The following is a 13,937-nucleotide window of genomic DNA, read 5'->3' as shown; positions in this document are numbered from 1 at the left end:
GCTATGCGGAACCCGGCGCGCAGGCGCGAGTATTCATGACCTACCGGTGGCTCGGTTTTCATTGCGTAAGCGCCCTCAGCGCCTCCACATTATACACAGTCTTTTGACCGTTCCAGCCAACTGGGGTGTTATTTACGTGGTAACAACGGCCAATTTTTTCGCGACCGGCAATTCCCTCAAATCAGAGCCGAACGAGCGCTAGCATCGTGGAATATGGAGCCGTTTAGACAGGTGCCATTCCAGCGCGTTTTTGGATGCTCCGGCTTGTGCTGGCGGCAGGTTTTCCCCGATTTGCTAGACAACCCGTCTCCGATAGTCGACAGTTGTTCAAGGCAGGCTGAGGGGGATTTCCGATGGATTTCGCAGTCATTGATTTCGCTCTGGTGACAAAACTTCTCCTGCTTCTGCTGATTGGCATGGGACCGAAGATCGCGCTGGTGCCATTTCTGGAAAAGACCCAGAAGTTCGACGCCGAAACCAAGGTCAAGATTGGCCGCCAGATGGTTTTGGCGGCTCTTGTCACGGCTATGATCCTTTTTGCCACTGGCGCCCTGCTGATGCGATTGCTGCATATCACCGGCGGTGCGGTTGCTATCGCTGGCGGCATTATCCTGGCGCTTCTCGCAATCAAGATGGCATCTGGACCTACCGAAAAGCACGGGGAGGATTTGGCATTGCCGGAGGATCCGGAAAAGATGGCAATTTTTCCCCTTGCTATTCCCTACTTGCTCAACCCCATCGGTATCACGGTCATTATCATTGCCTCGGGCGAAGTTGTCTCGGTTGCAAGTGCAGCACTCGTTGCGGGGCTCATCTTGCTCGTCGCCGCATTTGACTATCTTGTGTTCACCAATATCGATGCGCTGGCGAAGCGAATGAAGCCGGCGAGTCTTATCGTCTCGGAGGTTGTCTTCGGCATCCTGCTGACCGCGGTGGCCGTCCAATTGGTCGTTAGCGGATTGGTCAATCTGGGGATCATCACCGCGAGCGCTGCACATTGATTTCGTGATCGTGCCATTGGATCTTGACGCAAATACTCAATACGCAGCGACTTACTCAAGGTCGCTAACACCTCGGCCGCTGACGCGCTGCATAAAGAGTTTCATGCGCCGCTGAGAGCCGAGCCCAGATGAGGTGACGCCCGGCGGATCAGATGGGCTCAACGGATTTGACGGCGCCGTCTGTGTCCACGAGGCAGCTTGTCTTCTTGCCGCCGGCATCGAGCTCGACTTGGTAAGTTTTGGAATCGATCTTGCTCGACGAGATCGGAAGTATCTTGGAGCTGTCGACGCCGCTCGACTTGGCGACCGCGTTGGCGCAAAGAAGCTGCAAATCCGCCGGGGCCGTCTCTACCTGCGTCCTCGACATCTGCTCCGGAGCAGGCGGCGGCGTGCTGACGCAGGCGCTCAAACTCTGCGCCATGAATCCAAGAGCTGCAACCAGGATCGAACTTTTCACTGCATGTTTTGCCGACATTGCTTGTCCCTCTCCGAATGCCGCTTCAAACGCCCTTGTAAAGGGCCGCCCCCTGCATGAGAACGATGACCTTGGCGCCGACTTCGACGCGGGAAGCGAAGTCGGTGATGTCGTCGTTCCGCATCCGGATGCACCCTGATGACACGTCGAGTCCGATCGTCCAGGGCTCCGGCGTGCCGTGTATCCGGTAGATCGTGTCTTGATCGCCCTCGTAGAGATAGAGCGCCCTGGCGCCGAGCGGATTGTCGGGACCTCCCGGCATGCCTGCCGCATATTTGGCCGCGTTCGGATCACGAGCGACCATTTCGGCCGGGGGCGTCCAGGTCGGCCATTCCGCCATGCGGCCGACGCGCACGATACCGGCCCATCCAAACCCTTCCCGACCGACGCCGATGCCGTAGCGCATGGCCTGCTGACCTGACTGCACAAGGTAGAGAAAATGCTTGTTGCCATCGATGATGATCGTACCGGGCGCCTCCGCGGTGCGGAACTTGACCGTCTGCGGGCGAAATGCCTCGGGCACCTCTTTATGGGCGGCGTAGTATTTTCGTGCTTTCGTCTTGTCGTAATCGACCCACTTATGCGTCTGCGGATCGAATACCTGCGTCTGAGCGGCATACGCCAACGTCGCGCCGATCGCGGTCATGACAAGCGCTGCGCCAAGAACGAGGCAGCGGGCAGCCATTCTGGGATCATTGCTTTTCGAAGTGACGGACCGGTTTGCGAGCGAAGAGGTCATGGTCGTCCCTGTCTCTACTTAGACCAGGCGGTGAGCCGGTCTTGATGCTTTGCAACCCAGGCCTGCGCGAACTTGGCGGGATCCTGCCGATCGACCTGCAATGCGTAGCTCATCTCGGTGACCTCCTCCGGTGTGAAGTCGACATGGGAGATGAAGGCCGCCACTTTCGGCAGGCGCTTGGCCGTCGAGGATGCGAAGCCGATGTAGAAATGCGATGCGTCCCATGCCACCGGCGCCTCGGATTTCGTAAGCCAGTCAGGGTCGTCGCTCGGCATCACGATATGCCACTTGGCGGGATCATATTTCGGCTCGGTCAATTGGACGATGTCATGGAGCTTGAACATATGGTGCGGGCTATAGCAGTAGAATGCCATCGGTTGTCCCGTCGCCGCGGCCGCATCGACTGCTGCCATTGCCATGTCCTCCGGCATTTGAAGGAGCGTCATCGTCTTTTCATAGCCGTAGCTCTTGGCCCGGATCTTCTCGATGCTCGTCGACGACCAGCCCAGCGCGCCAATCCACATTTCGCCCTTGCCATCGCCGTCGGTATCGAACACGGCCGCTTTTTTCGGATCGGCCAGATCTGAAATGTCCTTGACGCCATATTTGTCAGCCGTCTCGCGCGTCACACAGATGCCCTGCGTCGCCGACACACCCTTGGGGCTGAGGTCCACGGTCTTGCGCCCGTCGACGTATTTTTTGACAAGTGAAACGAGATTGGGAAGCCAGACTTCCGGATAGACGTCGACCTCCCCGGCATCCATTCCGGCGAATGCGGTCATGGATCCCATCTCGCGCACGTCGGCGTCCAGATCGAGTTTTTCCTTGATGCCGTACTTGATGATGTTGGCCGCCGCCTGGCCAGAGGGCCAGTTCGGCATTGCAATGAGGAGGTCCGCCGCAAGGCACCGGCCATGTAACGCCAGCATCGTCAGTGCCGCCAGCGACACTCTCAGCCGATATCGCCGGAATCGACTGTCCATTTTCTCCCTCCCTGCGATGAACGCGGCGGCGACCAGAAGACTCCCGATCTGTCACGAACCGGCACACCACCGCCGAGACCGCTTTTGTCTGCCAGCCGGCGTTCTATCCCGTTTATTGGTTCGCGTTGTCCCGAGACTACCGGACCGAGCCGGTAGCGGAACGTAAGTTACGTGGAGGGCAGGGTAATTTTCTGACTGCGAGGTCGTTCGAAGCACGGTCGAATCTCCCCACGGAAAGCCACTAAAGGCCGGACACGCATCCGCGGCTTAATATCGAGCTGTGTCGATCACATAGAAAATCGGTCAAAGGGCGGCGCCCTACCCATGACCACGATCGCTAGTAACAGTTACCGGTATCCGCTTCCCTGGGCGAGCATGGGCGATAGGACCTGTCTGAGTGATACCCATTGCCGTAATAGCGGTCTGCATAATACCGGTCGTGGTAATACGGATCGGCATAATACCGATCGCCGTAGTAGGGATCGCCATAATACGGATCTCCGTAGTAGTCACCGCCTCGGTAATACCCACCATAGTAGCCGTTGTTGTTGGCGATCACGCTACCAAGCAACGCTCCGGCAACAAAAGCGCCGCCGGGGGCCCAGAAGTCGCTGTGCCGGTGGTGGCGGTGGCCGCGATAGCCCCTATACCAGCCATCCCGAATTTGGATGACATCAGACTGCGCGTTTTGCGCCCTGGGCACGAAGACCGGTGCGGCATCAACTGGAACAGCACTCATAAGTCCAAATGTTGCGACAACGGAGGTCGCTATGCCTGACAGGAATCTCACGATCGCGTCCTCGCCGCTGGCAATATCTACCCGTATGCGAACGTCGTCATTAACCAAATGGAACGTTGCCGATCCAAAATTGTTCCAGACACCTGGAAATTGTCTCAAGCCGAAACTTTGACGTGCAGACAACGCCGCCGACGGCAACTTGCCAAGGACTGGATTTGGTTGGCCTGAATTATCTGCCGCGACCTGATACGGCGGAATGGTCTTCCCTTGCTCTGCCCAACCGTTCTATTTCGAGCGAATAGCAAAACAGGCTGAACAGAACCAGCAGGACTTCCAACAGCTTGACTGCTCCTTGAATGACAGAAGGAAATTGATCGAGTTCCGGCACGTGGCGGAAAAAGAAAACCGAAAACAAAGCGCCGCCAAAGAAAAAGCTGACCCGGCTGGCAAACAGGAACAGGTGCCTCACAAAGGCATTGCGAAACGGTGCGGGGACCGCAACCCAGCGAAACCTGACCCAGTAGCAAGCTTGCAGAACGAGCGGACCACAAGCCACCGCGGCCTGCTGATAGGGGCTGATGTCCTGTGGTTCTCCCAATTGGGTGATCACTTGCCGGAAGATCGGGAAAATCGTCAGATATAAGAACGTTGCCGCAGCAGTCTCAACGACCATCAACATAATGTAGCAGACGTTATTGTTCTTCACTGCGTGGCGCCCTTCGAGCAGTTGCAGCAGCCAGACACGATCATAGCCAAGCTCGCCACGCCGAGTTCGTTGGCGCCGCCGACAAAGGCTCTGAACCAGCGTCGTTGGCAGGCGGCGCGCGATCCGCCTGCCAATCAGCGTTTCCTTAGCCGGCGGGAGTATACCAGATCGGTGATGTGTAGGCTCGCTCCTGTGTCGTCATGGTCACATCCGGCGACATCTTGATGCCAAAGTACTTCGCATCATAGGCGGGCCAGCGCGGCGTCGGGATCTCAATGACGCGGCCATAGTAGAAGGCCCGCTGGGACGGGTCGAAATCCGGGTCCTTCCACACGGCGACAAGTTCTGGTGCTCCGATCGTGTTGGTCCAGGTGGCGTTGGGCACGTCAACGGTATTGCCGACGGGCGGGAGCTTGCCGTCGGTGCCCGGCTTGCGGTCGCCTGACCATGCGACATCGTAGACCTGTTCATGCACCTCACCGGCAGCGTCGAGCCAACCCTTGACGATCTGATAGCGGTCGAGATTGGCACCGATCGGATCCTTTAGCGCAGCGACGAGGAAGGTCGGCACCTTGCCGGCTGGCGCCTGAGTGAGATCGCCGCCCATCGGCACGCCCTTGGTGTAGCCGGCGATCGCCGGGCTGCGGGAGTTGGCGTCGGCTTCCACGAAATCGAAGCCGCCGAAGAAGCGGACCGCCATGCGCGGCCCGGTCGTGGCATAGGTCTCGCGCCGCTTCATAGCGTCGAAAATCGAGGCGCGTGTGTTCTCCTGCGCCCAGACGGCGGCGTAGCCCGACGCGGTCGTCTCCCAACCCATGATCTTGAGCCCGAGCTTGGGGTTCGTCATGAATGGGTGCGACCAGCGCTCTGGGCTCGGCTCGGCGGTCGAGATCTTGCCGAAAAAGTTGTCGTCGTCGGCCGTAGCGAGGCCCGTGTGCGAATCGGTGCTGCCGACCAGGCCGAATTTGTAGGGATTGACCCCCAGCTTGGCTTCCAGCTTCAGCCCGTTCTTGAGCGCCGAGCGCGTATACTCGAACTCCAGCATGTCCGGCGTCTTCTTCACGCTGAGGTCAAGATTGCCCTTGTCCCATTTCTCGAAATTGGCGAATTCGTCATTGGGAGAAAGAAAGGGGTGGCTCTCACCGTCGCCCTTCATCTGGGTGGTCTCGTAAAGCACCTCCCAGCGCGCGCGCTGCTCGGCGTATTCGCGATCGATCTCCTTGCCGGTGACAGGCTCGATGATCGGGAACATCTCGCCATTGCTCAGATTGCCATTGTGGGCGATGGCAAGCACGTCGCCGCCGGTCTTGTCCTGATAGTTCTTCAACCATTTCCACAGGTCACGCGGGTTGTTGCTTCCGACGGGCGGTTGCGTCGTGTATGGCTCGATGAGACCGGCCTTTTCGGCACCATCGCGGAAGATGACATTGCGGTGGAGATTGTTGCCCTTGGACAGCGACGTCCATTCGTAGCCGATGAAAGCGGTGAAGTGCCCCGGATCGTTGGCTTCTTCGGCTGCCGAGATAATGCTCTGCCACACCGACCGATAGGCGGGATTGCCCGGTTGGTAGATGATATCGGGCGGAAATTTGCCTTGCGAAAAGGTCATCACGATGGACCACGCCGCTTCCCCGGCGTGCCCCGACTGTATCATGTCATACCATTCACGGGCCTGCGCGTTCTGCAGGATCTCCGGCTTTCCGGCCATAAAGTCGGTGAACCATCCCATATTGTCGGAGTGATCCGCGACGACCAGGAAGTCGAGCGGACGCGACAGCTTGGCCGGCTGTCCGGTCGAGGAAATGACCTCCTCGCCCTTCGCAAATTTGTAGGCCTCGCGCGGTCCCAGCCTAGCGCCGGCCGCCCCGGCGTCGAAGGACAGGGCCGTGTGCAAATGCGTGTCGCCAAATAGCGGCCGCGTCGGGAAATTGCGTCCGGCATAAGGTGAGTAGGGCCGTTTTGTCGGAAAGACCTTTGCGATGGTTGCCTGGTCGATGTCGCCGACATCGGTGTTCACGACCTCCTGCGTCCAGGCCGGGCAAGTCGCCAATAACAAGCCCGCGACCGTGGCGCTCCGAAGAAGAGCTTCTCTCAGATGATAGATGCTCATGAACTTCTTCCTCCTATGAAAACATCGCGTCCAGCCGCTGGACGCTCCAGAATGCCGCAACGATCCCGATGGCATAGGCCGATGCGACAATCGCCTGGCGCGGGATCATGACGAACCGCATCACCGAATAAACCGCGGTCAGCAAGACGGCGATGAAGGCCAGTTGCCCGAGCTCGACGCCGACATTGAAGGCCAGCAGCGCCAGCGGAATGTCGCCCTGCGGCAGGCCAAGTTCGACCAGCGCGCCGGCAAAGCCGAAGCCATGCAGCAGGCCGAAGGCGAAGGCCACGATCCACGGCCTCACAATGGCCAGGCTGAGCTGTCCGCGCTCCATGCGCACGACCTCGGCAGCGACCATGACGATGCTGATGGCGATCATCGACTCCACCGGCCGCGATGGCAGCGTCACCCATCCCAGCGTGGCGCAGCTCAAGGTGATCGAGTGGGCAGCCGTGAAGGCGGTGATCGCTTTCACCAGCTTGCGCCAGTCGCGCACGATCAGCATCAGCCCGCAAACGAACAGCAGGTGGTCGAAGCCGAAGGCGATGTGCTCGATTCCGTGGCGGACGTACGTGGCGAACACCGCCCAGGCGCTCTGCGACGCCGGGATGACTGCCGACGGTTCGCTGGGTGTGAGACGGGCCGTCCAGCTGTTGCCATTCGCGAACAACACGTGAACCAGCGCGTCGGTCATGGTGTTCTGCAACCCCTCGATCACAACGTTCTGGCCTGCGAGCGGCTCCAGGGTGCGCATGCGCCAAGTCTGCACCATGGCATCCCCGGTCGGATGCGAGATGATCGGCGTCACCGTCTCGATCTTGCCGGAAAAGAGTGCCGACAGCACCAATCGCGCATCGCCCTGCATCGGCGTTTTGAACAGAACGCTGAACTCGTTCGGCGCCTCCTCCTTAAGGCTAAGATATGCCGGGCGCACCTCGTGGGAATAGGCAACTTCGCAGAACAGCGCAGCAATGGCCGCTGTCAGCACGACCAGCCGAACGCACTCCAACGCGGCGCGGGCACACCGCACGAGCGCAGACCACTTGGCCAGCCGCCTCATTGTGCGGCCACATTCGTTGCGGGCCCTGACCCCAGCGCCGCTTTCGCATCGTCGTTGAGCTCGACGCCGTACTTGTTGCGCAGCTCGACCAGATACTCGCGACTGAGCTCGGTCTGCTTTGCAGAGCGCCACTCAGCAAGGACGGCATCCTTCACGGTGTCGAAGGGCTTCGGCGTGGTCGCCGTGCGCTGCTTGACGAGCACCAGATGAAAGCCATAGCCAGATTTCACCGGACCACGCCATCCGCCCGGTTCAAACGCAAACACCTCGCGCGCAAAATCGGCGCCGAACATTCCGGACAACGCCTGTTCGTCAGTGTCGGCGAAGCTGTCGCCGAACAGCAGCCGGTCACCCTCGATCGAGTCGTCCTCGACATTCGCCGATAGCGCACCCAGTGCGGCGGTCGCGTCCGCCGCGGCATCCTTGCGATGCTCCGGATTAAAGTACACCTGCCGAAACGACAGTTTTCCTGGCGTCTCGAAGTGCGCAGGGTTGGCGGCATAGAACTGCCGCAGTTCCGCTTCGGTCGGCTCGGCAAGCTGGACCGTATCCTCGACAAGGAATTTGAGCTTCTGCGCCAAGCGGCGGCGGATGATGGTGTCGTCCTTCTCGAGGCCCATCTGCTGCGCTTCGCGCGCCATCACTTTCTCATTCAGCAGATCGTCGACAAGACCCTTGAGCTCATCGGCGGTTGGCTCGCGCAGCCACTGGCTCGACCAGGTCTGCTTGAGCCAACGCAAATCGCCTTCGCCGATCCGGACCGGCTCCGCGACTGTTGCGTCCAGATGCCTGTCATTCAGCCAGGAATAGCCGCCAAACAGAATCGCGCCGACGACGGCAAAATGCAGCAGAGGCTCCCTGAGCAACGTCATACGCCTTCCTCCGCTCCGGCGAAGGCAGCATCTCGCACGCCGCCAGCCGACAATCGGAATGCTCTCAAATTACCGTGCAACGCCATTTGGGCGTGATACTCGATGAGCACTTCCTGCATGCCTTCGTGGATAATATGCCCCAAAGAGCTGGCGCTGGAATGTAAGTTACGTGGGGTAAGCATGTAATCGCGCCACAGAGCCGCTGTCGTTGCCGGGCGCGAACACGTAATGTGCCCGGGCGGGCGCGGCATCACGGACCGGCGCGTGGGGCTGCATTTTGCCTTCAGCGCGTGCAGACTTCGCAGTTGAACCTTGCTGGCCCTTTGGAGTAGCGCCGCGCCATCGTTGAGCAGCTTGCCCGTGCTGGTCAGATGCGATGTGCCGCAAGCCAATGAGACGTTGTCTTACTTTCCAAGGATCAGCTCCTTGGTTGTCACCGGTTTCCCAGCGGGGTTTCCCCCGGAATGCCCCGTAGAAGCAGACCACCCCAGACGGCAAGAAGTGCGTGAAATGCAACCGTGGGCCAAAGCATGACGCCGGTCGTCTTCAGGACTGTGGCCGCGTAGACGAGGAGAATTGATACGGCCGTGTTGTAAATTAGAATGCCAACTAGCAATCCGAATAGTGAAGAATTTGACTCGTCTTTCCTCGCCATCCAGCTTGCGGCACCTATGGCAAGCAGCGCAGCGCCCGCAATGCGGCCGACAAAAATTGCTTCAACGGTGGCGCTTTCCAACCCAAGCAGGAGAGCAAATGGAACGGAAGGCAGCAACAGAAGACCGAGACCTGTTGCCGCCTCGACCGCTGCAATTACGACCAAGAATACCCTTCGTGTCGCGTTCATCTGTTGACCTCGTCCACAGCAAGACCCACCGATTGGTCCTGGCAGCATCCGAGCGCACGACCCTCGACCGGTGGTTGCTTGGACGATCGTGTCGCCGCCGACCTGCTGTCGGTCAGGTCTGGCTGGCCGCCATCCGCGCCCCGATCAGTTGACGTGCACCACCACGTACTTCGAACCCGAGTGCTGATAATATCTCCCGCCGCAATGCCAGACGGCCGTCCCATTGACCGAAGTCTTGGCGCAACCGGCCGGTAGCCTAGCTACATAGACGCTTGTTCTGCGGATGGTTCGCCGGGTCGCGCGTCTCGCGACGCCCGCTGCGCTTGTGGCCGTAAGAGGACGGCCAACGCGGGCCAACGCTTCAGATGATATCGATCCCCCAGTCACCAGGGAGACCGGATCAATCTGTACGAAAGTAGCCAAAGCCAAGGCCAGGACGGCGCAGTTGCGGAATGTAAATTTCGTTGTCATCACTTCCTCCGCTGTTGTTCATTGAATGAAGTTCTGGATCTAGAAACGGATGACCAATCCCATGATCGGTCCCTGCTGGACGACATCGAAGACGAAGCCGTCATTGCGGTAGTTGACGCCGAGCGCGCGGTAGCCGGCGACCGCCGAAAAGCGTTCGTTGAACCGGTATCCCACTGCGGCTGCGACGTCCCAGTCGACATTGGCGCCACCTGCGCCAACCATGCCCCAGCCCGTCAGATAGATTTCGGGCGTGAGCGAGTAATTCGCGCGAACGCCAACCAGCCCGTCGACCCAGGTTGCCCCGTCGCTGCGCGACACGCCGTCGAGGATACCGCCGTGGAAGTCGAGGTCTGTGTTTACGGACCAGACCCTCATCGCGCCGACGAGATCGAGACGTCCGGCGTCGCTCTGGAAGATCGAATAGCCCGCTCCAACCAACCCTGAAAACGTTTCGGAACTGACATCGACATTGGTGGCGAAGATGCCCCGCGGAGTACCGCTCCCCGTCGACACCTTTACATACATGAGGTCGCCGAAGATGCTGTACCGGTCGTGGCGCGCCTCCCCGATCGCCATCGCCGCGAAGTCGAGATTCTTCAGAATGTCGCCGAAATTCGCGTCGACGTCGACGGGGGGGAGACCGAACTGTGAGACGCTTCCGGACAATCCCGCCGCCCAGAAGTAAGGAGCGACGGAGAACGTCCACCCTTGCTCGCTTGCTACGGGCTTAAGCTCCGGCGTCAAGGGTGAGACCACATCCGCGGCCCCGGCGGGCTGGGCAAGCCAAAGGACGGAAAGAACACCACAACCCAAGGTTTGTATCCGATGGAAAGTCTTCATGTCAGGGCTCGCTCTATGGGCACTTCCTGCATTCATTCATGGATAGTAGGCCCCAAAGAGCTGGCGCCGGAATGTAAGTTACGTGGGGTAAGCATGTAATTGCGCTACAACTTCAACGTATCGCCTTTGGTGGCTTGACGTCGACCGGATTGCCGCTGTGTTTGATGGCCCGCCGGAAGGTCAGTGCTTGAGGCACTTGCGGCCCACTGCCATTGCTTTGAAAGTTCCCTTCAGGTCGACGACAAAGGTCCCCTTGGTTTCCGGAAACACGGTCATTTTGTATTTTTTCGCCACGTCGCGCTTGAACTTCGGGTCGTCGGTCAAGATGTAGCCGCCAGAATATCCGCCCTTGAGTTCGCCGCTCGTGCTTGTGGCCACACCCTTGTAGAGATGGCCGTCCAAAGAGACAAAGATGTCAGACGTGTTCCCGTTCTTAAGGCCGATATCCACCTTCGTGAACACGCCAAGGTACCCGATTTCCTGATTTGCGGTAACGCCCATTTGCACCGCACTTGGCCCGTCCTGGCGCACGATCAAGCAATCTCCGCGGGTTTGATTTGTATAGACCGTCCAGCCCTCGACGTCCTCGCCGTATCGGACAAGCACATCGCTGGCCTTGGGCAGCGGATTTTGTGTTTGTGCGTAGGTTGCCGTCGCAGACGAAAGTGCTACTGACATTGCCGCAATCAGTGTCATGAAGTTTCGCATGGTATTTGCCTTTCCTTTGCTGTCGCTCTTTGCTACTGCCGTGCTCACTCATGGCTGTTCACCGTGGCGGCCACGGGTTGACACCTGGCTTGCGGGCGGCATCGGTATTCAGCACTGCCGCCCCTACCTCTCCAACCAGCCGATCCACCAGTTCCTGCCATTCGGCTCGTCGGGCCTCGCGCAATGCCGGCGGGGCCTCGTCGACCTTCGAGAGCGCAAACTCCGCATCGGCGAGTTCCTCGCAGATGTCGCGAAAACTCTCGCTTCGATCCATCAGCCGATGGATCGTCAATTCAAACTGGGGGTATCGGCGTACTGCCGCCGAGACCGCTCGGTGTCTGTGAGACGATCCGTCTTTTGTGCTCATGACGCCAGTTCATCGACCTGACGCAATCATATTGCCAAGAGACGGCAGCAGAAGGTAAGTTACGTGGATAAGCATGTAACCGCACAACAACAAGAACGCGGTTGCAAGGATCGAGGGAGGAGATGGCGATCCAGGCGGAAACGCCCGCACCGGGGGTGCATGAGCTCCCCATCGAGGCTTGTCGCGCCCAACTTGCCCTTATCCTCGACAGTATCGATTTCGATGCCACAGGCCGCGAGCGGCGTTTCCTCAGCCATGTGGTGGAGGAAGCATTGTCGGGACGAGGCGATCGCATCAAGGCCTATTCCATCGCAGTCGAAGTGTTTGGTCGCGGCGAGGCGTTCGACCCGCAAACGGATCCGATCGTTCGCATCGAGGCTGGCCACCTCAGGCGTGCGCTCGAGCGCTACTATCTGACGGCCGGACACACTGACCCGATCCTGATCACGATTCCAAAGGGGGGGTATGTTCCTGTCTTCTCGGTCCGTTCGCCATTTGCACTAGAAGCGCCCCCATTGTCGGTTGTTTCGCAAAAGCCAACCGAATTTCCAGCACGGCGGATGCCTCTGCTGCTGACCGCCTTGGGTGCTGCAGCGCTTCTCGTGGTCGCGGCGTTGGTGCTGGTGTGGTCATGGACATCCGTCAGGCCGGGCGCGCCGGTAATGCCCCGCGTGCTTGTGGAGAAGTTTGACGATCTGACCGGCACTCCGAGTGGGTCGGCGGCCGCCGTCGGATTGAAGCAGGAAATTGTCGTCCAGCTTTCCAAGTTCAAGGACATCGCGGTCATGGAAACGCCCGCAAACGGCGGGGAGGCATCGCTGCCGCGATTTGTTCTTTCAGGGAGCGTCAACCTTGCCCCAGACGCATTCTGGCTCCGGATGCGGCTGGTCAACCGGGCCGATGGTTCGATTCTTTGGTCTGAAAGTTACAGTGGTGGATTGAGGGTGGCTGACCTCGTCAAGGCCCAGGCCGATATTGCGAGCAAGGTGGCGACCAGCCTGGCCCAGGCTTACGGCGTTATCTTCCAGGCAGATGCCAAGCTCCACGTCAGCAATCCCCCCGATGATTGGGCCGCGTATTCCTGCACGCTTTCCTTCTACGAATACAAAACCACCCTCGATCCAATAACGCGATCATCGGTGCGCACCTGCCTCAAGAACACAGTGGATCACTTCCCAGACTACGCCACGGCCTGGGGGCTTCTTTCGTTGATTTACATAGATGAGTACCGGTACGAGATACCAGCCGATCCAGCCTCGTCGGCGCCAGCCCTCGAGTTCGGCTTGGCTGCGGCAAGGAAAGCTGTGGAAGCTGACCCCCTCAATGTCCGCGGACGTCAGGCAGAAATGCTTGGGCTTTATTTCAGCAAGGAAGTCGATGCTGCATTGAGCGTTGGCAAACAGGCCTTGGCCATCAATCCGAACGACACCAATTTTATGGGCGAATATGGAGAGCGCCTGGCGGTCTCCGGCAATTGGCATGAGGGATGCGCGTTGCTCAATGAAGCGCGTGAAAGGAATCCCGGCGCCCTGCGCACCTTTGAGGCCGACCTGGCCCTTTGCTCCTATTTCAGCGGCGACTATCAGCGGGCAGCAATGTGGCTGAAAAGATCCGCGGTTCCCTCGAATCCGATCTACCATTTGATTGCTGCTGCGGTTTTCGGTGAAGCGGGAAACAAAATCGAGGCCGAACGGGAGCGTGACTGGCTTGTCCAGAATGCACCGAATTTGGTGAAGACCGTGCGCCAGCAAGTCTCGATGCGTTTGGCCCGATCCCAAGATGTCGAATTCGTCATCCGTTCGCTGAAGAAAGCGGGCTTCGACGTGGCGGACTGAGAGCAATTCTGTGAGGTTGGCAACCGCCCCTCTTTGGCGGCGGGTTACTTCGCCCCGCGGCCCTTCTGCTTAGAAACGCGACCCGACTACAGTCACGGTCGCATCATAGCGGGCGGTCAATCCTTCGCTATCCCGGTAAGCTGGCGACCTTTTCGGCGCTGGAGCCGGTGGCCCACTGTATTTACCG

Annotated in this window: 15 protein-coding genes; 2 read left to right on the top strand and 13 right to left on the bottom strand. The window is 59.2% G+C overall.

Going from position 1 to position 13,937, the window contains the following annotated elements; all coding sequences use genetic code 11:
- Positions 1–353: 353 nt before the first annotated feature.
- Positions 354–1,001: a MarC family protein gene (locus tag ASD12_RS17265; protein ID WP_056588535.1), complete on the top strand. Its 648-nt coding sequence runs from the start codon at positions 354–356 to the stop codon at positions 999–1,001.
- 148 nt (positions 1,002–1,149) lie between these two features.
- On the opposite strand, the gene ASD12_RS17260 is transcribed toward ASD12_RS17265, so the two are convergent.
- The 13 genes from ASD12_RS17260 to ASD12_RS17200 all read right to left on the bottom strand — a co-directional run bounded on the left by ASD12_RS17260 (position 1,150) and on the right by ASD12_RS17200 (position 11,822).
- A complete protein-coding gene (locus ASD12_RS17260; RefSeq protein ID WP_056588533.1) occupies positions 1,150–1,476 on the bottom strand; it encodes a hypothetical protein in 327 nt (108 codons plus the stop codon).
- Positions 1,477–1,501: 25 nt separating this feature from the next.
- Entirely contained in the window at positions 1,502–2,122 is a 621-nt protein-coding gene (locus ASD12_RS17255; RefSeq protein WP_244482876.1) for a L,D-transpeptidase, read from the bottom strand.
- Positions 2,123–2,229: 107 nt separating this feature from the next.
- Positions 2,230–3,165: a glycine betaine ABC transporter substrate-binding protein gene (locus ASD12_RS17250; RefSeq protein WP_348271724.1), complete on the bottom strand. Its 936-nt coding sequence runs from the start codon at positions 3,163–3,165 to the stop codon at positions 2,230–2,232.
- Positions 3,166–3,535: 370 nt separating this feature from the next.
- Positions 3,536–4,045 carry a hypothetical protein gene (locus ASD12_RS17245; RefSeq protein WP_056588525.1) on the bottom strand — a complete coding sequence of 170 codons (510 nt, stop codon included), beginning with the start codon at positions 4,043–4,045 and terminating at the stop codon, positions 3,536–3,538.
- Positions 4,046–4,166: 121 nt separating this feature from the next.
- Positions 4,167–4,643, bottom strand: a complete 477-nt coding sequence (locus ASD12_RS17240) for a hypothetical protein (protein WP_082525493.1) — start codon at positions 4,641–4,643, stop codon at positions 4,167–4,169.
- A complete protein-coding gene (locus tag ASD12_RS34180; RefSeq protein WP_156398607.1) occupies positions 4,640–4,777 on the bottom strand; it encodes a hypothetical protein in 138 nt (45 codons plus the stop codon). Before ASD12_RS34180 ends, ASD12_RS17240 begins: the two co-directional genes overlap by 4 nt.
- An 11-nt stretch (positions 4,778–4,788) precedes the next feature.
- Positions 4,789–6,753, bottom strand: coding sequence for a DUF3604 domain-containing protein (locus tag ASD12_RS17235; protein ID WP_056588519.1), 1,965 nt, complete (start codon positions 6,751–6,753; stop codon positions 4,789–4,791).
- Between the two features lie 13 nt (positions 6,754–6,766).
- Positions 6,767–7,741, bottom strand: a complete 975-nt coding sequence (locus ASD12_RS17230; RefSeq protein WP_244482875.1) for a HupE/UreJ family protein — start codon at positions 7,739–7,741, stop codon at positions 6,767–6,769.
- 68 nt (positions 7,742–7,809) lie between these two features.
- On the bottom strand, positions 7,810–8,685 hold the full coding sequence (locus ASD12_RS17225; RefSeq protein ID WP_056588513.1) for a peptidylprolyl isomerase: 876 nt from the start codon (positions 8,683–8,685) through the stop codon (positions 7,810–7,812).
- 433 nt (positions 8,686–9,118) lie between these two features.
- A complete protein-coding gene (locus tag ASD12_RS17215; protein WP_210173861.1) occupies positions 9,119–9,505 on the bottom strand; it encodes a hypothetical protein in 387 nt (128 codons plus the stop codon).
- Between the two features lie 534 nt (positions 9,506–10,039).
- Complete coding sequence (locus ASD12_RS17210; RefSeq protein ID WP_056588505.1) at positions 10,040–10,840, bottom strand: hypothetical protein; 801 nt, start codon at positions 10,838–10,840, stop codon at positions 10,040–10,042.
- Between the two features lie 180 nt (positions 10,841–11,020).
- Positions 11,021–11,548, bottom strand: a complete 528-nt coding sequence (locus ASD12_RS17205; RefSeq protein ID WP_056588498.1) for a hypothetical protein — start codon at positions 11,546–11,548, stop codon at positions 11,021–11,023.
- 58 nt (positions 11,549–11,606) lie between these two features.
- On the bottom strand, positions 11,607–11,822 hold the full coding sequence (locus ASD12_RS17200; RefSeq protein ID WP_348271723.1) for a hypothetical protein: 216 nt from the start codon (positions 11,820–11,822) through the stop codon (positions 11,607–11,609).
- Between the two features lie 215 nt (positions 11,823–12,037).
- On the opposite strand from ASD12_RS17200, the gene ASD12_RS17195 reads away from it, so the two are divergent.
- Entirely contained in the window at positions 12,038–13,750 is a 1,713-nt protein-coding gene (locus ASD12_RS17195; protein ID WP_056588494.1) for a hypothetical protein, read from the top strand.
- Positions 13,751–13,937: the final 187 nt, after the last annotated feature.

Origin of the sequence: Mesorhizobium sp. Root102 (assembly GCF_001425625.1) — a bacterium.
GTDB lineage: Bacteria > Pseudomonadota > Alphaproteobacteria > Rhizobiales > Rhizobiaceae > Mesorhizobium.
Note: the sequence above shows the minus strand (reverse complement) of the source record. Positions and strands in the feature narration are given on the sequence as shown.